The sequence below is a fragment of the Paraciimarium castrense LEGE 11436 genome (genome assembly GCF_056633055.1).
In genome coordinates, this window is record NZ_JBSJOW010000001.1 from 559,725 (window position 1) to 578,750 (window position 19,026).

At 68.3% G+C, this 19,026-nt stretch carries 22 protein-coding genes and 1 pseudogene; 10 read left to right on the top strand and 13 right to left on the bottom strand.

Annotation, left to right across the window (positions count from 1 at the left end):
- Nucleotides 1–78: 78 nt before the first annotated feature.
- The 4 genes from ACWJIO_RS03030 (at nucleotide 79) to ACWJIO_RS03045 (ending at nucleotide 5,518) form a co-directional block, all read left to right on the top strand.
- Nucleotides 79–1,128: a virulence RhuM family protein gene (locus tag ACWJIO_RS03030; protein WP_480311300.1), complete on the top strand. Its 1,050-nt coding sequence runs from the start codon at nucleotides 79–81 to the stop codon at nucleotides 1,126–1,128.
- Nucleotides 1,125–4,241 carry a type I restriction endonuclease subunit R gene (locus tag ACWJIO_RS03035; RefSeq protein ID WP_480311301.1) on the top strand — a complete coding sequence of 1,039 codons (3,117 nt, stop codon included), beginning with the start codon at nucleotides 1,125–1,127 and terminating at the stop codon, nucleotides 4,239–4,241. The genes ACWJIO_RS03030 and ACWJIO_RS03035 overlap by 4 nt, the downstream gene beginning before the upstream one ends.
- Before the next feature lie 28 nt (nucleotides 4,242–4,269).
- The gene (ppk2, locus tag ACWJIO_RS03040; protein ID WP_480311303.1) at nucleotides 4,270–5,088 is read left to right on the top strand and encodes a polyphosphate kinase 2; all 819 of its coding nucleotides are present in this window, start codon (nucleotides 4,270–4,272) and stop codon (nucleotides 5,086–5,088) included.
- Nucleotides 5,089–5,302: 214 nt separating this feature from the next.
- Nucleotides 5,303–5,518, top strand: coding sequence for a hypothetical protein (locus tag ACWJIO_RS03045; protein WP_480311305.1), 216 nt, complete (start codon nucleotides 5,303–5,305; stop codon nucleotides 5,516–5,518).
- Here the strand turns inward: ACWJIO_RS03045 and ACWJIO_RS03050 are convergent.
- Nucleotides 5,485–6,282: a cytochrome b/b6 domain-containing protein gene (locus ACWJIO_RS03050; RefSeq protein ID WP_480311307.1), complete on the bottom strand. Its 798-nt coding sequence runs from the start codon at nucleotides 6,280–6,282 to the stop codon at nucleotides 5,485–5,487. The two genes, ACWJIO_RS03045 and ACWJIO_RS03050, sit on opposite strands and share 34 nt — an antisense overlap.
- Before the next feature lie 35 nt (nucleotides 6,283–6,317).
- Between ACWJIO_RS03050 and ACWJIO_RS03055 the strand changes: the two genes are divergently transcribed.
- On the top strand, nucleotides 6,318–6,743 hold the full coding sequence (locus tag ACWJIO_RS03055; RefSeq protein ID WP_480311308.1) for a hypothetical protein: 426 nt from the start codon (nucleotides 6,318–6,320) through the stop codon (nucleotides 6,741–6,743).
- 32 nt (nucleotides 6,744–6,775) lie between these two features.
- Nucleotides 6,776–7,933, top strand: coding sequence for a 3-dehydroquinate synthase (gene aroB, locus ACWJIO_RS03060; protein ID WP_480311310.1), 1,158 nt, complete (start codon nucleotides 6,776–6,778; stop codon nucleotides 7,931–7,933).
- Here aroB and ACWJIO_RS03065 read toward each other — a convergent pair.
- A complete protein-coding gene (locus ACWJIO_RS03065) occupies nucleotides 7,906–8,244 on the bottom strand; it encodes a hypothetical protein (protein WP_193913354.1) in 339 nt (112 codons plus the stop codon). The two genes, aroB and ACWJIO_RS03065, sit on opposite strands and share 28 nt — an antisense overlap.
- A gap of 205 nt (nucleotides 8,245–8,449) precedes the next feature.
- Between ACWJIO_RS03065 and ACWJIO_RS03070 the strand changes: the two are divergent.
- Nucleotides 8,450–8,533 (top strand): annotated as a pseudogene (locus ACWJIO_RS03070) (nitrogen fixation protein); the annotation flags it as partial.
- A 43-nt stretch (nucleotides 8,534–8,576) separates the two neighbouring features.
- On the opposite strand, the gene ACWJIO_RS03075 reads toward ACWJIO_RS03070, so the two are convergent.
- Complete coding sequence (locus ACWJIO_RS03075) at nucleotides 8,577–10,070, bottom strand: aromatic ring-hydroxylating dioxygenase subunit alpha (RefSeq protein ID WP_480311311.1); 1,494 nt, start codon at nucleotides 10,068–10,070, stop codon at nucleotides 8,577–8,579.
- 41 nt (nucleotides 10,071–10,111) lie between these two features.
- Nucleotides 10,112–10,873, bottom strand: coding sequence for a class I SAM-dependent methyltransferase (locus ACWJIO_RS03080; RefSeq protein WP_480311312.1), 762 nt, complete (start codon nucleotides 10,871–10,873; stop codon nucleotides 10,112–10,114).
- A 105-nt stretch (nucleotides 10,874–10,978) separates the two neighbouring features.
- On the opposite strand from ACWJIO_RS03080, the gene ACWJIO_RS03085 reads away from it, so the two are divergent.
- Nucleotides 10,979–11,644, top strand: coding sequence for an SDR family oxidoreductase (locus tag ACWJIO_RS03085; RefSeq protein WP_480311313.1), 666 nt, complete (start codon nucleotides 10,979–10,981; stop codon nucleotides 11,642–11,644).
- Here the strand turns inward: ACWJIO_RS03085 and ACWJIO_RS03090 are convergent.
- The 8 genes from ACWJIO_RS03090 to ACWJIO_RS03125 form a co-directional block, all read right to left on the bottom strand.
- Nucleotides 11,641–12,303: a Na(+)/H(+) antiporter subunit B gene (locus ACWJIO_RS03090; RefSeq protein WP_480311314.1), complete on the bottom strand. Its 663-nt coding sequence runs from the start codon at nucleotides 12,301–12,303 to the stop codon at nucleotides 11,641–11,643. The genes ACWJIO_RS03085 and ACWJIO_RS03090 overlap by 4 nt on opposite strands.
- Nucleotides 12,300–12,881, bottom strand: a complete 582-nt coding sequence (locus ACWJIO_RS03095; protein ID WP_480311315.1) for a hydrogenase subunit MbhD domain-containing protein — start codon at nucleotides 12,879–12,881, stop codon at nucleotides 12,300–12,302. Before ACWJIO_RS03095 ends, ACWJIO_RS03090 begins: the two co-directional genes overlap by 4 nt.
- Before the next feature lie 5 nt (nucleotides 12,882–12,886).
- Nucleotides 12,887–13,204 carry a monovalent cation/H(+) antiporter subunit G gene (locus ACWJIO_RS03100; RefSeq protein WP_480311316.1) on the bottom strand — a complete coding sequence of 106 codons (318 nt, stop codon included), beginning with the start codon at nucleotides 13,202–13,204 and terminating at the stop codon, nucleotides 12,887–12,889.
- On the bottom strand, nucleotides 13,201–13,449 hold the full coding sequence (locus ACWJIO_RS03105; protein WP_193913344.1) for a hypothetical protein: 249 nt from the start codon (nucleotides 13,447–13,449) through the stop codon (nucleotides 13,201–13,203). The genes ACWJIO_RS03100 and ACWJIO_RS03105 overlap by 4 nt, the downstream gene beginning before the upstream one ends.
- Nucleotides 13,440–13,844, bottom strand: a complete 405-nt coding sequence (locus ACWJIO_RS03110) for a Na+/H+ antiporter subunit E (protein ID WP_480311317.1) — start codon at nucleotides 13,842–13,844, stop codon at nucleotides 13,440–13,442. The genes ACWJIO_RS03105 and ACWJIO_RS03110 overlap by 10 nt, the downstream gene beginning before the upstream one ends.
- Nucleotides 13,832–15,394, bottom strand: a complete 1,563-nt coding sequence (locus tag ACWJIO_RS03115; RefSeq protein WP_480311319.1) for a proton-conducting transporter transmembrane domain-containing protein — start codon at nucleotides 15,392–15,394, stop codon at nucleotides 13,832–13,834. Before ACWJIO_RS03115 ends, ACWJIO_RS03110 begins: the two co-directional genes overlap by 13 nt.
- A 10-nt stretch (nucleotides 15,395–15,404) precedes the next feature.
- Nucleotides 15,405–15,779 carry a cation:proton antiporter subunit C gene (locus ACWJIO_RS03120; RefSeq protein ID WP_480311522.1) on the bottom strand — a complete coding sequence of 125 codons (375 nt, stop codon included), beginning with the start codon at nucleotides 15,777–15,779 and terminating at the stop codon, nucleotides 15,405–15,407.
- Between the two features lie 93 nt (nucleotides 15,780–15,872).
- On the bottom strand, nucleotides 15,873–17,081 hold the full coding sequence (locus ACWJIO_RS03125; protein WP_480311320.1) for a class I SAM-dependent methyltransferase: 1,209 nt from the start codon (nucleotides 17,079–17,081) through the stop codon (nucleotides 15,873–15,875).
- 47 nt (nucleotides 17,082–17,128) lie between these two features.
- On the opposite strand from ACWJIO_RS03125, the gene ACWJIO_RS03130 reads away from it, so the two are divergent.
- Entirely contained in the window at nucleotides 17,129–17,962 is an 834-nt protein-coding gene (locus ACWJIO_RS03130; RefSeq protein WP_480311321.1) for a TPM domain-containing protein, read from the top strand.
- Nucleotides 17,963–17,985: 23 nt separating this feature from the next.
- On the opposite strand, the gene ACWJIO_RS03135 is transcribed toward ACWJIO_RS03130, so the two are convergent.
- Entirely contained in the window at nucleotides 17,986–18,732 is a 747-nt protein-coding gene (locus tag ACWJIO_RS03135; protein WP_480311323.1) for a glycoside hydrolase family 104 protein, read from the bottom strand.
- On the opposite strand from ACWJIO_RS03135, the gene ACWJIO_RS03140 reads away from it, so the two are divergent.
- Entirely contained in the window at nucleotides 18,731–19,003 is a 273-nt protein-coding gene (locus ACWJIO_RS03140; RefSeq protein ID WP_480311324.1) for a hypothetical protein, read from the top strand. The two genes, ACWJIO_RS03135 and ACWJIO_RS03140, sit on opposite strands and share 2 nt — an antisense overlap.
- The last annotated feature ends 23 nt before the right edge of the window (nucleotides 19,004–19,026 follow it).

A 19,026-nucleotide genomic window follows, 5' to 3' on the forward strand; every position in this document is an offset into this window, starting at 1 on the left:
GCGCCCGGCCAGCTGCAAGGCTTCGCCAACAACTGTTGCAGAATCTGCAACAGTTCAATCAAGAAGCTGGCTGAACTCATGAGCGACGAAGTTTTGCCCGGCTCCGAAATCATCCTCTACCAGACAGAAGATGGCCGCACGCGCATCCAATGCCGACTAGAAGATGAAACCCTGTGGCTAACCCAGGCACAGATGGCCGAGCTGTTTGAAACGACTCCCCAGAACGTGACCCTGCATTTGAAGAGCATCTTTGCCGAGGGTGAGCTGGTCGAATCGGCAACTTGTAAGGACTACTTACAAGTTCGCTTGGAGGGTGGGCGAGAGGTCTCGCGCAAGCTTCGCCATTATCGACTTGAAGCGGTTCTGGCTGTCGGTTTCCGCGTGCGCAGCCATCGAGGCACCCAGTTCCGCCAGTGGGCCATCGGCTGCTTGAACGAGTATCTGGTGAAGGGCTTCACCATAGACGACGAGCGGCTGAAGAATCCCCATGGCAAGGGTCAGAGAGACTATTTCGACGAGCTTCTCGATCGCATCCGCGACATTCGCTCGTCGGAACGTCGGTTTTATCAGAAGGTGCTGGATATCTATGCAACGAGTGTGGACTATACGCCTGATGCGGAAACAACTCAGCTGTTCTTCGCTACTGTGCAGAACAAGATGCATTGGGCAGCCCATGGCCATACGGCGGCTGAAGTGATCGCCGAGCGGGTGGATTCGTCGAAGCCGTTCATGGGCCTGCAGACCACACGACCAAGCGGTCTCGTTCGTAAAGGTGACGTGTCTGTCGCCAAGAACTACCTCTCAGCAGATGAACTACAGGTCTTGAACCGTATCGTTAGCCTCTACATCGAATATGCGGAGCTCCAGGCGCTGGAGCGAAAGCCAATGACGATGCAGGCCTGGATCACGAAGCTGGATGAATTCCTGGCCATCTCCGGGCGTGATGTCCTGGATCACGCAGGAAGTGTTTCTGCTGAGTCTGCCAGGAGGAAAGCAGAGCTGGAGTATGGCCGGTATCGGGCGCTGCTCGATGCGCAACCTCAGCGTATCGACGCGGAATTTGAGAAGGCTGCCAAGGACTTGAAGAACTTGCCGAGGCCGAAGAAGCCCAAACGGCCCAAGCCATGACCCTCACCGAAGCCATGGTCGAAGAGGCCGCCCTCGGCTGGTTCAACGAGCTGGGCTATGCCGTGCTCCCCGGCCCCCAGCTGGCTCCCGGCGAACCGGCGGCGGAGCGCGAGTCGTTCAGCGATGTGGTTCTGGTGGGCCGGCTGCGCGAGGCCATCCGCCAGCTCAACCCCACCATTCCTGAGGAGGCCCGGGAAGAAGCGCTGCGCAAGCTCTTGCGCCTCGCTACCCCCTCGCTGCTGCAGACCAACCGCGCCTTCCACCGCCTGCTGCGTGAAGGTGTGCCGGTGGAATACCCCCGGCCCGATGGCAGCATCGCCGGCGACCATGTGCGCCTGGTCGACTTCACAACCGTTGCCACCAACGACTGGCTGGTGGTGAACCAGTTCTCCGTCAGCGACGGCCAGCACAACCGCCGGCCCGACCTGGTGGTGTTCCTCAACGGGCTCCCCCTCGGCCTGATTGAGCTCAAGAACGCCGCCGCGGAAGACGCCAGCATCTGGAGCGCCTACGCCCAGCTGCAGACCTACAAAGCCGAGATTCCCTCACTCCTCCAGTACAACGCCGCCCTGGTGGTGAGCGATGGGCTGCAGGCCCGCATCGGCTCGATCACGGCCAACCAGGAGTGGTTCAAGCTGTGGCGCAGCATCGATGGCGAAGCCGACGCGCCGGCCACGGCCCTGGAGCTGGAAACGCTGATTCGTGGCGTGTTCGCGCCGCAGCGCTTTCTCGATCTGCTGCAGCACTTCATCGTCTTCGAGGAAGACCCGGATTCGGGTGCCCTGCACAAGATCATCGCCGGCTATCACCAGTTCCATGCCGTGAACGCGGCGGTGCAGGAAACCGTGCGCGCCAGCGGCATGGGACCTGCGTGCCGCAGCCAGGGCGGCCGGCCGGGCGACCGCCGCGCCGGCGTGGTGTGGCACACCCAGGGCAGCGGCAAGAGTTTCACCATGCTCTTCTTCGCCGCCCGCATGATCCGCGCGGCCGCGATGCAGAACCCCACCCTGGTGGTGCTCACCGATCGCAACGATCTCGACGACCAGCTCTTCGGCCAGTTCCAGCGCTGCGCCGACATCCTCGGCCAGACACCCGTGCAGGCCGCCAGCCGCGAGCAGTTGCGCGACCTGCTCAACCGGGCCAGCGGCGGCGTGGTGTTCACCACCATCCAGAAGTTCATGCCCGACAAGGGCGAAGCGATGCCCGAGCTGAGCGCCCGGCAGAACATCGTGGTGATTGCCGATGAAGCGCACCGCAGCCAGTACGGCTTCGGCGCCAAGGTGAACGAGAAGACCGGCGCCATCTCCTACGGCTTCGCCAGCAACCTGCGCGATGCCCTGCCCAATGCCTCCTTCATCGGTTTCACCGGCACCCCGATCGAGCAGACCGACGCCAACACCCGGGCGGTGTTCGGCGATTACATCTCCATCTACGACATCCAGCGCGCCGTGGCCGACAAGGCCACCGTGCCGATCTACTACGAGAGCCGCATCTCCAAGCTTTCCCTCAATGCCGCCGCCCTGCCCGGTCTGGATGCCGAGTTCGAGCAGATCACCGAAGGCGAGGAGCTCACGCAGAAGGAAAAGCTGAAAACCAAATGGGCCGCTCTCGAAGCCTTGGTGGGCGATCCCGATCGCCTCGCGCTCGTGGCCGCCGACCTGGTGGCTCACCTCGAGAAACGCCTGGAGGCGATGGATGGCAAGGCCATGGTGGTGTGCATGAGCCGCCGCATCTGCGTCGATCTCCACAACGCCCTGATCCAGCTGCGGCCCGAGTGGGCACACGACACCCTCAAAGTGGTGATGACCGGCAGCGCCGATGACGGCCCCGACTGGCAACCCCACATCCGCAGCAAGGAAGCGCGCCGCCAGCTGGCCAACCGCTTCAAAGATGCCGCCGACCCCTTCAGGATCGTGATCGTGCGTGACATGTGGCTCACCGGCTTCGATGCCCCCTGCCTGCACACCATGTATGCCGATAAACCGATGCAGGGCCACGGCCTGATGCAGGCGATCGCCCGCGTCAACCGGGTGTTCCGCGACAAGCCCGGCGGCCTGGTGGTGGATTACCTCGGCCTCGCCGATCAGCTCAAGCGCGCCCTGGCCAGCTACACCGAAAGTGGCGGCCAGGGCGACCCCACCTTCGACCCTGCCCAGGCCATCGCCGTGATGCTCGAAAAGCACGGCATCGCCTCGGATCTGCTGCACGGTTTCGACTGGTCGGCCTGGAGCAGCGGCACCCCCAGCGAGCGCCTGCAGCTCCTTCCCGCCGGCCAGGAGCACATCCTGCTGCAGGAGAACGGCAAGCAGCGCTGGCTGCAGGTGGTGGCCGAACTCTCCCGCGCCTTCGCCCTCAGCGCCGCCAGCGATGAGGCCACCGCCATCCGCGACGACGTGAGTTTCTTTCAGGCCATTCAGGCGGCCTTCTCCAAGGCAACCAGCGGCACCAGCCGAGCGCCCGAGCAGATCGACGCCGCCATCCGCCAGCTGGTGAGCAAGGCCATCACCACCGATGGCCAGGTGATCGATGTGTTCACCGCCGCCGGCCTGCCCAGGCCCGACATTTCCATCCTCAGCGATCAGTTCCTGGCTGAGGTGCGGGGTCTCAAGCACAGGAACGTGGCCGCCGAGCTGCTGGAGAAGCTGCTCAAAGACGAGCTCAAAGTGCGCTCCAAGCGCAACCTGGTGCAGAGCCAGGTGTTCTCCGAAAAGCTCAAAACCACCCTGAATTCCTATCACAGCCGCGCCATCACCACAGCCCAGGTGATCGAAGAGCTGATCGCCCTCGCCAAGGAACTCGATGCCGCCAGCAAGCGCGGCGAATCCCTTGGCCTCAGCCACGACGAAGTCGCCTTCTACGACGCCCTCGCCGCCAACGACAGCGCCGTGCAGGCGATGGGTGACGCCAAGCTCAAACTGATTGCTGCTGAGCTGATCACCCAGGTGAAGAAGAGCGTGTCGATCGACTGGACCCTGCGCGAAAGTGCCCGCGCCCGGATCCGCGTGATGGTGAAGCGCATCCTCAACAAATACGGCTATCCCCCCGATCTGCAGGAAGCCGCGGTGAAAACCGTGCTCGCCCAGGCGGAGCTGCTCTGCGCCGCCTGGGTGTGAGAGCATCGCCAGATCATGAAGCAGGCTCATGAGCAAGCAGCACCCCTCAGCCGTTCAGTCGATCGAGGAGATGCAGAACAATCTGCCCTACTCCGAAACGATCGACAAGAAGCACTACAAGCGCGACCTTGAATCGCTCCAGATTGAACTGCTCAAGGCGCAGCGTCACATCAAGGCTGTCGGAGAGCGCGTGGTGATCCTGTTCGAAGGTCGCGATGCGGCGGGCAAGGGTGGATCGATCAAGCGGTTCCGCGAACACCTCAATCCACGCGGCAGTGAACATGTGGCGCTGGCCAAACCCAACGATGCCGAAGCAACCCAGTGGTACTTTCAGCGCTATGTTCCGCACCTGCCAGCGGCGGGAGAAATCACGATGTTCGACCGGTCCTGGTACAACCGGGCCGGCGTCGAAAAGGTGATGGGCTTCTGTACACCGCAGCAGCACGCCCTGTTTCTGCGCCAGGTTCCCGGCTTTGAGCAGTCCCTCGTGAGCAGTGGAATTAGGCTGTTCAAGATGTGGTTCACCGTGTCGCAGGGCAGGCAGAAACTGCGTTTCGACGATCGACGCGACGATCCGCTCAAGCAGTGGAAGATTTCGCCCATCGACGAAGCCAGTGTGGCGAAGTACGACGCCTACACCGAAGCCCGCAACGAGATGCTGCTCGCCACCGACACCCTCGTGGCGCCATGGACGATCGTCAACTCAAACGAGAAGAAACGGGCCCGCCTCGGTGCCATCCGCAGCGTCCTCCACGCCCTGGACTACGAGCACAAAGACCACGACGTGGCCTGTGAGCCCGATCCACGGGTCGTGCGCACGGCCCATTCGGTGTTCATCGACAACTGAGCCGCTCGCTTCACCTCAGCGGCTCGCTGCCGGAACGAGCAGCCGTGGCGCGAGATTGTGTTGTCGGAGGCGTCGCCCGAAGCCGCGATCAGCAAACGACGCCATCGACGCGCAACTGCGGCAGCTGGCATGGTGCAGGCCTGGCCGGTCTTCTGCCGTGAGGCCGGGATGGGCCAGCAGGTGATCGAACACCTGCCTCGACGCGAGGCCGGTGGTGATCAACTTGATTGTGTATGGCGAGATCGCCTTCGCCTGCGAGCGGATTGAGGGGGTGCATGAAATTCTGCCGGCCCGCGTCTACGACTACCGCGCCATCCCGAGCGGTAAGCGCAAGGGAGGCGATTCGGGCATCCATCAGCTTTCGATCTTCTGGCCGAAGCGGAGGCCATGGCGCTGTCAGCCTCCGCGCCGCAGAAACCGCCCCACCTGAGCCGGCCAGTCGCCTGGCAGGTCGCCCTTTTTCAGGACTGGGCTGGCCATCGAGTTCAGCAGCGGCCAGCCCCCCAGCCGCAGGCTGTCGCCCACGTGCACCAGCACGGCCAGACCGATCAGCAGCCAGCCCAGCAGGTGAAGGCCATACACCACATGGTGCAGCTGGCCTTCCCTCAGCCAGTCCTCCTCCATCAGCTTTCCCGTGCCGATCGCCACGGCCAGGGCCGCCAGGGTCAGGCTGTTGGTCAACCGCCGCAGCCGCGAGCGGCCCAGGGTGAAGGCATAGGCCACGAAGGGCAGGGCCAGCACCAGCAGCCCAACGCCGATCAGACCATGGATGTCGATCCAGTCTCCAGCCGGGGTGAAGGGCAGTCGCCCCCAGCGGCCGTCGTAGCGGCTGTAGACGAACAGGCCACTCAGCCAGCAGCCCAGCACCAGCAGGGCCGTGCCCCCATGCAGCAGGCGCAGCAGAGAGGGTTGGTAGGGGCGCGCCATGGCATCAGCCGGAGGTTTCTTGCAGCGTGCCATGGGCCTGCTGCACCTCGGCGATGAACACGGCATCCATGCCGCGCAGATCGCCCACTTGAAATCGACGGGCTTGTGATCGGAATCGTTCTCCTTCACGAGGGCCGGAGGGCTGGCTTTCGTGCCATGGCAGGCCAGCCCCACGCGCCTCCGATCGAGCTGCACCATCTCCACCACCGCTTTGGCCAGGCCGGCCGCCAGATCGAGGGGGAGGTTGCGCACGTTGCGCTCATGCATGGCCTCGATGCCCAGACCGCCGCGGTGAGGATCGAGTGGTTGACGACGGTGGCACTCCCCAGTGCAGCCGTCCCACCGCCTTGGCCACCCGCGCCGTCTACTCCTTCACTGGCTTCCCAGGGATACCTGAGTGCCATCTCTACCTCCACCACGACGGCTATCCCACCGGCGCCGCCTGGCGGTTCGCCACCGCCCTGCGGGAAGGCGGTGATGCCTCCACGTTCCTCGCTGCCTTCCTGAGCACCCAGTCCAGGGCAGAACCGCTCGCCGCGCCTGAACAGGCCGCCGACGCGGAGTACCGCTACGGCATCGAACTGACTCCAGCCGCGGATCCCCATCTGCTGGTGCAGTGCTGGCGCCGCCTGCCCGGTGCCAGCTGGCACCCCCGCTGCGGTCCCACCCCGATGGCCCTGTTCATCAGCCGGTTTCTTCCTGCGGCGCAGCGTCCGGCCGCCCCATGAGCCCTAGCCTCGCTCCACCTCCGCCCCCGCCCATGGCCGCCACCCCCGCCGCGATCCGCACCATCGCCGTGGAGCTCAGCACCAACCCCTACCCGGTGGTGATCGGCGAAGGCTGCCTGGCCCAGCTGGGCGAGCGGCTGCGGCAGCTGGGCCTGAAGGCCGGCACCAAGGTGCTGGTGGTGACCAACCCCGATGTGGACCGCCCCTACGGCGCCACGGTGCTGGCCAGCCTGGAGCGGGCCGGCCTGGCCGCCGAGCGGCTGGTGATCGAAGCCGGGGAAGACCAGAAAACCCCCGCCACCGTGGGCCTGATCCACGACGCCGCCTTCAAGCAGCGACTGGAGCGCGGCTCGTTGATCGTGGCCCTCGGCGGTGGCGTGGTGGGTGACATGGCCGGCTTCGCCGCCGCCACCTGGCTGCGGGGCATCGCCGTGGTGCAGGTGCCCACCACCCTGCTGGCGATGGTGGATGCGGCGATCGGCGGCAAGACCGGCGTCAACCACCCCGGCGGCAAGAACCTGATCGGCGCCTTCCACCAGCCGCGTCTGGTGCTGATCGATCCGCTGGTGCTCAGCACCCTGCCGGAGCGGGAGTTCCGGGCCGGCATGGCCGAGGTGATCAAGTACGGCGTGATCGGCGATCCCGGGCTGTTCGACGCCCTCGAAACGGCAGCGCGGCAGCAGCCCGGCACTGCCCTGGCCAGCCGCGATGCGGTGGGAGCCCAGCTGCTGCACACCCTGCTGGAGCGCTCCGCCGCCGCCAAGGCCCGCGTGGTGGCGGCCGACGAACGGGAGGGCGGCCTGCGGGCGATCCTCAACTACGGCCACACCCTCGGCCACGTGGTGGAGACCCTCTGTGGCTATGGCACCTGGCTGCATGGCGAGGCCGTGGCGATCGGCATGGCGGTCGCAGGCGAGATCGCCGTGGCGATGGGGCTCTGGAGCCCAGCCGACCAGGCCCGCCAGCTGGCCCTGATCGACGCCGCCGGTCTGCCCAGGCAGTGGCCGCAGCTGGACCCCGAGGCCGTGCTGCGCTGCCTGCAGGGCGACAAGAAGGTGCGCGAGGGCCGGCTGCGCTTCGTGCTGCCCACGGCGATCGGCAGCGTGGAGATCCGCGACGACGTGGAACGCGACACCATCCTCGAGGCCCTGCGGGCCTGCGCTCAGGGGTCGGAGCTGCTCTCGGGATAGTCCTCCTCCAGGGCCGTCTCCAGGGTGGTGAGCAGCAGCACCAGGGCCGCACGCGATTCGAGCTCGGCGCCGCTCACCTCGTGGATCCAGCGATGGCAGAGGTCTTCGATCTGCTGGAACAGGCCGGCACCGCGGCGCAGGGTGGCCATCACCCGCTCCACGCTCTCCTCATCCGCCTCCGGGGGCAACCCCACCACGTAGCGGCGGCCGTCATCGCCGATGTAGGTGAGCTGGCCCTCCACATCAAGGATGGGCGCCGCATGGGGTGTGATCGGTTGATCATCCCCGGTGTCGGGCGGAAAGCGATCCATGCAAACCCCTCGCCCTGCCTCCTCTGCTTAGCGAGACCTCAGCCCTTGCCAACCCCGGCGGCCTGGCAATCAGCACGTCTGATCGGTCAGAGCCCCAGGGCGGACGGCAGAGCGTGGACGGTAACGGGCGGAACCTTGCTGTTCGCCGCGACCACGGGCAAGGTGGTGATGTCCACTGAGCAGGCCCCCAGAGGCGCGATCGGCGATGAGCTGGAGTGAACTGGAACGGTTGGTGGAGAGTGCCGAGGCCGACAACGCCCTGCGCCGGGCCCTGAGCCACTGCCGCAGCGAGCCTGAGCTGGTGCTCGCCGCCCGCACCCTCGGTTACCGGATCACGTCACGGGATCTTGTGCGCGCGCGGATCGCCGATCGGCAGGCACCGCAGCTGGGCGAGGAGTCTCTGACCGGCCGGGCTCTGGAGCGTTGCGGGGGGGCAGGCCTGCCCCTCGGCTGAGGCCCTCCAGCCAGCGCTCCAGCTGAGCCAGCCCCTGCCAGCCCGCCAGGCTCAGCAGCCCAGCACCGATGCAGGGCAGCCAGCCAGCCCCCAGGCCCACTCCGCCAGCCAGGGCCGCACCAGCCAGGGCGGCCGTGGACACCAGCGCCAGGCCGGTGAACAGTTGCAGCCAGGGCCGCAGCCGGCGCAGGCCCCGTTGAGCACCGGAGCAGGCCCGGCAGTGGCTCGTGTGGGCCTGCTGCCGCTCCATCAGAGCGTCGACCCCGAGCCGCGGGGGCAGCGACCTGCCAGGGAAGGGCTCGCCGCCATGGTTCTCGATCCAGGCATGCAGGGCCCGCACGTAGACATCCGAACTGGTGGGCAGGAAGCAGGCCTGGGTGAAGGCTGAGCGACCGCCGCGTTGCTGCAGCCGCCGCTCCTGGCCGTGCAGGAACACCTGGTCGTCCTCCAGCACGATGTGGTTGGCCAGGTGCTGCAGCCAGCGGGGCCGCAGGGGCAGCAGCAGCCTGGGCAACGCCGACTCGAACTGGAACGGGAAGCGGGCGAACAGGCGGCATTCCCCCGGCCGGATCGGCGTGGCGTATACCACCGTGAGGATGCGGGCAAAGCCCTTGGCGGTGAGGTCGTGCCACATCAGGCCCGGCGCCGCAAAGGTGGTGAACTGGCTGCCGAGCTTGCCCCGGCGAGGCCCCTCCTCCCAGGTGGCCGTGAAACCCTCGGCGCCCTCACTGGTGATCAGGGCCTCCACCGGCGCCGCGTTCTCCCGCCGGCCCACGGTGCGGTGGTGGGTGAAGGGCACATGGCTCACATCCAGCACGTTCTCCAGCAGGGTGAGGGCATCCATGGGCAGATCCCGGAAGGTGTCCTGCACCAGCCAGCCGGGCTCCTCCAGGCTGGGCACCAGAGGCAGGGGCCGCTGGCCCGCCAGCTCCGCCTCTCCCGCGAATACAAACAACAGCCCCTGGCCGGTGGCCGTGGCGAACACACCGCAGCTCGAGCGGGCACTGGCGCAGGCGTTGCCGGCCTGGGCGGCGTCGGCCTGGGGGATGGCGGTGCAGTGACCGCTGCCGTCGAAACTCCAGCCGTGGTAGGGGCACTCCAGCTCTCCGCGGCCATTGAGCCGCCCCTCACTGAGGGGCACCAGGCGGTGCGGACAGACATCGGCAAAAGCGCGCCACTGCTCGGCCCCGGCGTCCCACCAGAGCACCAGGTCCTGCTCCAGCAGGGTGAAGGGAGTGGGTCTGGAACGATCGAGATCGTCCAGATAGGCCACGGCATACCAGCGCTGCTGCCAGTGCTGACGCCAGCTCTCCTGCTCGACGCCAGGGGGGGGGCCGAGGGTGCTGACTGGAAGCGTGCCGGAGGAAGCCATGGGCTGGAATTGGCTTGCCGGATGATGGCGCGGCCGCATCGTCATCCGGGATCAGGCAGGCGCAGACCAGCAAACACCCGCAGGAAGCGGCGGACGCTGATCAGCCGCAGCAGAGCTCTCCGGTGGCGGGAAAAGTCTTCCCAGCATCGGAGATCCACCCCGTTCAGCTCAGGGCGTTCTGGAAGGTCGGCAAAGCGGTGTGGGGAGAGGTCAACGGCCTGCCAGATCAGCCCGACACCCCAGTCGGTGTTGACCACGCAGTAATCAAGAGCATGGCGCCGGCTCACCACATCGAGAAAGGCCAGGTAGGTCTGGCCCATCCATTCCCCCTGGCGATGCTCGGGGCACACCAGCGCAGGGTCGGGGGGATTGCAGTCATGCACCACGATCACTCCGCCAGGGCTCAACAGGCGGAGCGCGTAGTGGAGATCGAGGCTGGACGCCACATAGGTGTGATGAGAATCGATGAAGATCACATCGAAGCGTTTGCCTGCCGCGACAACGCGCTGCAGACAGCTGGCCCCCTCGTCACCCTCCTCGCGGTGGTGCACCGGCAGACCGTCCGAGAAGTCCGCCGGAGCGTTGTAGAGAACGCGGCGGCAATGCACAAACTGGCGGCGGCACACGGCCGCGAACCGCCCGCCTGTGGTGGGTGTGGCGATCTCGAGGTAACGGCTGTAGCCATTCGCCCAACCCAGGGCGTTCACAACATCCGCCTTGCCGCAGAGGGGATGGCGGTTCCGGTCGAAACAGCGTTCCGACAGCGCCACAAGATCACCACGGTCTTGGGACTCCACCGCCATCAGCGTCTGACTTCAAAGCTTCTGTCCCACTGCAATTTTAGGCTCTCCCCGGAGCGGGGCCCCGCAGGCTGCTTAAGGTCATGGCCGATTCATCGGGTGTGCGGAATGGCCACGATTGCCGTGAGCGGAGCCTCCGGGAAGACCGGCTGGCGGGTGGTGCAGGAGGCCTTGGCCAGGGGCCACCAGGTGAAGGCCCTGGTGCGGCCCGCCTCCCAGCTGCCCGCAGGGCTGGAGGGGGCGGATGTGGTGCGGCTCGAACTGGGGGATACCGCAGCGCTGCAGCGGGCCCTGGCCGGCTGCGAGGCCCTGGTGATCGCCACCGGCGCCCGGCCCTCGGTGGACCTGGCCGGCCCGCTCAAGGTGGATGCCTTCAGGGTGCGTGAGCAGATCGGCGCCTGCACCGCCGTGGGCGTGAACCGGGTGGTGCTGGTGAGTTCGCTCTGCGCCGGCCGGCTGCTGCATCCCCTCAACCTGTTCGGGCTGATCCTGCTGTGGAAACGGCTGGGGGAGCACTGGCTCGAGCAGAGCGGCCTGGCCTGGACCGTCGTGCGGCCGGGGGGGCTGAGCGAGCGGGACGAGGGCCTCGAGAGCGAGGGCGTGGTGTTCAGCGGCCCCGACCAGCAGGAGAGCAACAGCATTCCCAGGCGCCTGGTGGCCCGCGTCTGCCTCGACTGCCTCGACACCCCGGCGTCGGTGGGACAGATCGTGGAGATCACCAGCAGCCAGGATCAACCACCCCAGCCGCTGGCCGCCTGGCTCGCCGCCAGCTAGAGCAGGCCCCGGTAGCGCACCAGCAACTGCACCATGGCCCAGGAGCCCAGGGTCACCTTCACGGCCACCAGCACGTTGAGCAGGGGGATCCAGCCGCCGCTGTCGATCGTGCCGAAGCTGCCGCTGCCCCAGGGCACCACCCCCTCCAGGCTGAGCAGGGCCACCAGCAGGAAGGCCACCACCGCGGCCTTTTCCCACAGGTCGGCCCGGTAGCGCCGGTAGAGGCGATCCGCCAGGCGCACCGAGCCGCTGATCAGCAGCAGGCCGATCGCCGTTCCGCCGGACACCCCGGCCGCAAAGCCGCCGCCCGGCGAGAGGTGGCCCCGCAGGGCCAGCTCCACCGCCACCAGGGCGCAGACCGTGGAGCCCAGCTGGCAGAGCACCACCGAGGGGGCGTCCTGCAGGCCGCGGATGCGGCGCTGGCTGGGCTCACCACTGAAGATCCAGCGCACGCCGATCGAGGCCAGGGTGAACACCACCACCTCCGACACCGTGTCGTAGAGGCGGGTCTCGAGGATCACGGTGGCCACCAGGTTGGGCACATCGCCGGTGCGCAGCAGCAGCTCCAGCACCTGGTCGATCGGTGCCGGCTGCGGTAGGGCCAGCGCCAGGGGTGACAGACAGAGCAGCACGGCCGCCAGGGCATAGACCCAGTTCATGGCGCCACCTCTCCAGGGGCTGGGCCGTCGTCAGCCGCCGGCGCTGGATCGGGCCCCTCCGAGCGGATCAGCTCCAGCCGGTGGCCCTCCTCGCGCCAATGGGTGGCCCCGGGCAGAGCGGCCAGATGCTCCAGCAGCTGGGGACGATGCAGCAGCAATGCATAGGAGGGCTCAGCCTCCAGCCGGATCAGGCGGCCGTGCAGGCCGGGTTCACCGGCCTGGGGCAGGGGCACCAGTTCCAGGCGCAGGTGCAGCGGCTCCAGCCAGGCCCGCAGGCGCTGGCTGATCGCCTCGGGCGGCAGCGCCCCGCCGGGCAGGGCCAGCCGCAGCACCATCGAGGAGCGCAGGGCCACGGCATAGAGCGTGGTGGAGAGCAGGGTGCCCACCAGGGCCTCGGTGAGGGCCACGTCGGCGGCACCGAGCAGGGCGTAGATCAGGGCCGCCACCGCGCCGAGGATGCCCCGCATCACCAGCGTCTGGTAGGGGTTCGACTGGGCCACCAGCAGGATCGCCGTGAGCGGCAGCAGCGCCGTGATCGGCAGCAGCAGGGCGGCGTCACTGGTGAGGGTGAAGTCCATGGAGCTCAAGACGGATCCCCTGGCGCCGTCTCGGGGCCCTTGGCCGGGGGCAGCGGCAGGGGCTGGGAGCAGCTGGCCAGCACGTAGCCGAAGATCGTGTTCCACACCACCAGCGACAGCAGCGCCAGCAGCAGCAGCGGCCATTCCGGCACGAAGCGCAGCAGCAGGCCCACCAGCATCAGGGCCGAGCCGAGGGTGTCGGCGATGCCCAGGTAGTGGAGCTTGCGCAGAAAGCTGGTGCGGCCCAGCAGGGGCCAGGTGCCGGAGAACCAGAGCACCAGGCCGCTGAGCAGCAGCACCATGCTCACAACGCTGAGGTTCATCGGTCCACCCCCCGCAGCAGGTTGGCCAGCAGCATCACCGCCGAGTTGCCCACGCTGAGCACGATCACGCCCACGATGCCCAGCATCCAGTCGTCACGCACCACCGACACCGCCAGCATCAGGATCGCCACCTTGGTGGACACACTCGCGAAGGCCGCCAGCCGATGCCAGACATCCGTGGAATTGCAGGCCACCAGGATCGGCAGCAGCAGGGCCAGCACCATGCCCAGCAGGATCAGGCCCATGGCTTGCCCTCCGGCCTTGCCATGCGGTGCACCCTGTAGGCCCGCCCGTCGCGCTCCACCCCCAGCGCGATCGTGAGCGGCGTGAGGGTGATGCGGAACACCTCCAGGAAAGTAAGCAGGGCCGAGCCCTGGGCCCTCACCGGCGAGGGCTCCACCCTGCCCTGCAGCCGCGAGCCCAGAAACAGCAGGGTGAACGCCTCGCCATAGGCCACCGGGATCGCCACCAGGCTGGCCAGCAACTGGCTCAGCAGCTGGCGCAGCGGCACGTGGCGACTGCGCCCCATCGGCAGGGCCAGGGCCACCGCCAGGCCGATCGCCACGTTGGTGGTGCTCAGGTCGCCGCTGAGCAGGCACCAGATCAACAGCCTCATCGCCACCGTGATCAGCCGGGCCATAGCGCCTCCCTCGGCATCAGGGCGGCCACCAGGGCGGCACCCACCACGGCGATGCCGCCGAGCAGCTCCTGCAGTCGCTCCAGATCGGGCAGCGGCAGCGGCAGGGGAGGTGGATCCAGAACCGGGCCTGGGGCCAGATCAGGGGCCGGGCTTGCCGTTGCCTGGCGACGCCGGCGCAGCGCCTGGGCCACCAGGCTGAGGCCAGCGTGAACCGCCACACCTGCGGCGATCACGGCCAGCGCCTTGAGGGCACCCCCCAGGGAGGGCAGGGGCCCCTGCAGCAGGCCGAGGGCCACCAGCAGCAGCACCAGCAGCCCCACTCCCGCGGAAGGCCAGGGCCCCTGCCAGCGGATCGGCCGCCAGCAGAGCCTCGCGTACACGGCGGCCGTGCCCACCTTCGCCACCAGCAGGGTGCGATCCAGCAGGGGGGAGAGCTGGCTGGCCATCTCGGCGTTGAGCTGGGTCTTGGTCCAGTAGCCCAGCAGCAGGGGCGCTCCGGCGATCGAGAGCGAGGCCAGCAGCAGGGGCACGGCCAGCCCCGCCTCCAGGGGCTGCTGCCGCCAGCGGGACAGATCCCTGCTGCCGGCGCGCCCGGCCACCAGAAACAGGCAGGCCTTGGCCAGGCCGTGGGCCAGGGCATAGACACCCCCCGTGACCGGGCTGATGATCACCAGGCCCACCTGCCCCAGGGTGCTCCAGGCCAGCACGCGCTTGAGATCGGTTTCAGCCAGCGCGTAGATCACCCCGAACAGGGCACTGGCCAGGCCGATCGCCAGCAGCAGCGGCTGCAGCTGGGGCAGCTGATTGGAGAGGCGCAGCAGCGGGCAGAGTCCGCCGGCCACCACGGCCCCCGAGAGCAGCGCCGACACCTCAGAGGGCGCCTCGGCATGGGTGCGGGGCAGCCACAGCCCCGAGAGGAACACCCCGGACTTGGCCAGCAGGCCCACCAGCAGCAGGGCCACCACCACCGCCAGGCTGCGGGGCTCCATGGCCGGGCTGGAGAGGGCCTTGAGGCGGAAACTCTCGGTCTGCAGATAGAGCAGGGCGGCACCCACCAAATAGAGCGTCATGACGCTGTTGCTGACCAGCAGGTAGCGCAGGGCGATCCAGAGCTGCTGGGGCTGCCGCTTCTGCAGGATCAGCAGGAAGGCCGTGACGCCCACCACCTCCAGGGCCACGTAGAGGCTCACCAGATCGACGGCCAGGAAGGCCGAATTGAGCCCTCCCACCAGCACCATCACCAGCAGCAGGAACGGCCCCAGCGGCGGCCGTCGCCAGGTGTCCAGCAGCACGGCCAGGGCCACCAGGCCATTGAGCAGCAGGAAGGGAGCCGCCTGGGCATCGGCCTGCAGCAACACCCCCAGGGGCCCGGTGAGCTCCAGCGACCAGGGAGTGCTGAACGGGAACAGCAGCACGCCCACTGCCGTGGTGCTGACGGCGCAGACGAGGGTGAGCCAGCGGGCCAGCGAGGGCAGCAGCGCCGCCAGGAAGGCCCCCAGGAAGGGGAACAGCAGCCAGGCGATCAGCAGGGTGACGGTGGTGGTGGACATCACAGACCCCTCATCGCCACGGCTCTTGGGCCTCGGGCTGCTCGAAACTGAGGGCCTCGAGCAGGGGATCCACCGCCGACAGGCGCGTGATCACCACCAGCAACAGGGCCTGGATCGAAAGGCCGATCACGATGGCGGTGAGGATCACGGCCTGGGGGATCGGATCGGCCCAGGCCGTGATCGAGTCGAGGCTGTCGGGGTTGGCCACGATGGGGGTGCGCAGGCCGCTGCGGGCCGCCACCAGCACGAACAGGGCCACGGCCGCTGTGCCCATCACGTCCATGGCCAGGGCCTTGAGGAAGAGATTGTTGCGGCCGATCAGTCCCAGCAGTCCCGCCAGGAGTGCACCCAGAACAAGGGCTTCCAGCAGGCGGAAGGTGTCGATCAGGGGGGGGACTCCCGGGCGCGACTGACAGTAACCGCTTCCAGCTGGAACCTGGCGCTGCCAGAGGCCTTTTGCAGCGATCCCCGCAACGGCTCACCCGCTCCGGGGCGGAGCATCCACCCCAACGCCCCCGGGCTCCCGCAGGAACAGAGGCGGCTCCCCCGCCTCGGGAGGAAGGCCGGAGCTGAAGGCCAGCCAGCGGAAGTCGCCGAGGGTGTGGGGGTCCACCAGGCGCAGCAGGGCCTCGCGGCTGGCGAGCAGGGACGCCAGGCCGGCGCCATCGTCCTGCTGCAGTCCATGCAGGCGTTGCGCCAAACCCAGGGCCAGCAGCGCTTCCCCCTGCCGACACTGCCCCAGGGTCCGCCAGCCGGCGGCCCTCGCCTCCGCCTGCAGGCTCTCGATGCAGAGGTGGGCGGTGAGATCCCAGGCGCCGGGCTCCTGCAGCGGATCCTGGCTGGCCTGCTGGCCGCGGTAGGCCATCAGGGTGCCGGCGGAGCGCTGCGGAGCGTAATAGCGCCAGGCCTCCAGGGCGTAGTCGATCACCAGCAGCTGGCCCGCCTCCAGGGCCTGGCCGCAGGCCGCCAGCCAGGGCCCGACGCCCGGGTGCAGCTCCGTGCACCAGCCCGGCCCCCGCTGGTCTCCCGGCGGATCCAGTCCAAGGGCGCGCAGGGATGCCGCCGCCCGGGGCTGCAGGGGCCCGCCGGGCTCCAGCACGAGCAGGGGCCAGGCCGGGTCCTCGTCCCGGAGCCGCACCTGCTGCTGGCGCCAGAGCGCCCCGTCCCACTCCACCCTCTCCACGGCCAGGGCATCGAGCACCTCATGGGCCAGCACCACGCCGCGCAGGGGCGCCTGGGCCAGCTCAGGCCAGTCGCTCCAGCGGCAGGGCAGGGGCGAGGCCTGCAGCAGCTGGCGCTGGCGCTCCGCCATGCCGGCATTGGGCTCCACCAGCACCAGGCTGAGCCGGGCCGCCAGATCGGGCCAGCCCCGCTGCAGGGCCTCGGAGAGCTGCAGGGCCAGGGACCCCTCACCGGGGCCTGCCTCCACCAGGGCCAGGGGGCCGGGGCCGAGGGCCGCCAGCCAATCGGCGACCTGGGGCGCCAGCAGGGCGGCGAACTCGCCCCCCAGGGAGGGGGCGGTGGCGAAGTCGCCGCCGGGGCCGATGCGCAGCCGGCCGGCGCCGTAGGCCCCGTGGTCGGGGTCATGGAGAGCCCAGGCCATGAAGGTGCTGAACGGCACCGCCCCAGCGGCGGCCCGCAGCCGTGGGGCCAGCCAGGCGGGGCAGGGGGCAGCGGGATCCGTCACGGCCGGAGCTGGGCTCGGGGAGAATGCATCTTCTCGGAGACAGGCGCATGGGCAGGGTTCTGGCAACACGGGCCGCCGCGACCCTGGCGGCGCTGGTGCTGCTGCTGGGCACCTTGGTGGGCGCTGTGGTGGGCGTGGGGGTGGCGCCGGCCCTTGCCTACGACAACCCCGAGCTGCTGCCCGACCACCCCACCCCGGTGATCGACCTGGCCCGGGCCCTCACCGATGGCCAGCGGGCCGAGCTGGAGGAGCACCTGAGCCGCTTCGAGGCCGACAGCGGCTGGAAGCTACGGGTGCTCACCCAGTACGAGCGCACGCCGGGCCTGGCGGTGCGCGACTTCTGGAACCTCGATGAGCGCAGCCTGCTGCTGGTGGCCGACCCCCGCGGCGGCAACCTGCTCAACTTCAACGTGGGCGATGCCCTGTTCGCCCTGATGCCGCGCACCTACTGGGTGGAGCTGCAGACCCGCTTCGGCAACCAGTACTACGTGCGCGACCACGGCGAGGACGGTGCCATCGTCGATGCCCTCGCCGCCGTGGAGACCTGCCTGGAGCGTGGCGGCTGCCAGGTGGTACCGGGCCTGCCCAACGAGCAGTGGGTGCTCACCCTGGCCACCTCGATCGTGGGGGGCCTGATCGTGGGCTTTGCCGCCTACCCGCGCCATGAAGGGCGCCGGGTGGAGTGGGCCTGGGTGCTGTTGCTCTCACCCCTGTGGGTGATCCTGTTCGGCATCTTCGGGGTGGCCCCGATCGTGACCCGCACCGACGACCTGCTGCCCCTGTTGCGCAACGCCATGGGCTTCACCGGCGCCATTGCGGCGGCCTATCTGATCGCCCAGAACACCGTGGGCCGCAGCCGCATCAAGCCCGACGAGACCTGATCAGACGGCGCGACCACACACCATCAGACCCCGGTGCTGCGGGGGCCGATCTCGTCGAGGGCCTCCAGCTGGCAGCGCAGGGAATCCTGCGGCAGGCAAGGGGGCTTGGGTGGGGCCTGGGGAACGACCGCCACGGTGTTGTTGAGCGCGTACTGCACCCTCAGATCGGCGAGGTTCTGCTCGTAGAAGCGGCGCAGTTCCTGGAAGCGCTTCACCGGCTGGCCATAGAAGCTGTGGCCCGCCAGGGTGGGGAACGAAGCCCACTCCGGCGCCAGGCGATGGGCGAGGTAGGGGGTGAACTGGCCCTGGTCGGCCAGGTGCAGCACGCCACGGCGCTGAATCAGATAGATGGCGGCCTGGTCCTGCACCGCAGGGCCAAAGGCGTCGGGACCGTGCAGCCGGAAACCGATGGCGCGGGAGGCCATGGCCCAGGTGGGCGGCATGAACTGGTAGGCCCCGGCAGCGGCGCTGGCGTAGCGGGCCGTGCGGTTGACCTGGTTGGGGTGGCGGTCCAGCGAGCCCATCAGGCTGCCGCCGAACATGATCCGGTAGCCCTTGTCATGACCGCCGGCCCAGGTGCCCTCGGCGAAGCGAATCGTGTTGAGCAGGGCACGGCGCTCAGGGGTGAGGGCGTACACCCGGGCGGTGGGGGGCGGCAGCGGCACCGACAGGGCCAGGGAGTGGGGCAGCACCCGGGCGGGCTGGGGCTGGGGCTGCGGCTGGGCCTGGCCTTGCTGCGGCTGGCGCTGCAGCGGGGCAGGAATCACCATGGTGCTGTTGCCGGTTCTCAGCACCGTGCCCAGGGTTGTGGCCGCCGCCTGGGCGGGCCGAGCCTCGAACAGGGCCGCGGGAGCGGCAAGAAGGGAGAACGATGCGACCAGCAGAGCGTTCGTTGTTTTGGCGAAGGACAAAACCAAATGCGAAAACAACATTACGCGCAGCAATTTGGCGATCTTCGGCCCAAAACTGTTGTTATCAGTGCCAATCGCACAAGCGTCCACTCGTGTCATCGACGACACAAAACAGTTCAAAACACTGTGAGGGAGCCAATTTGCTTGCTTCTG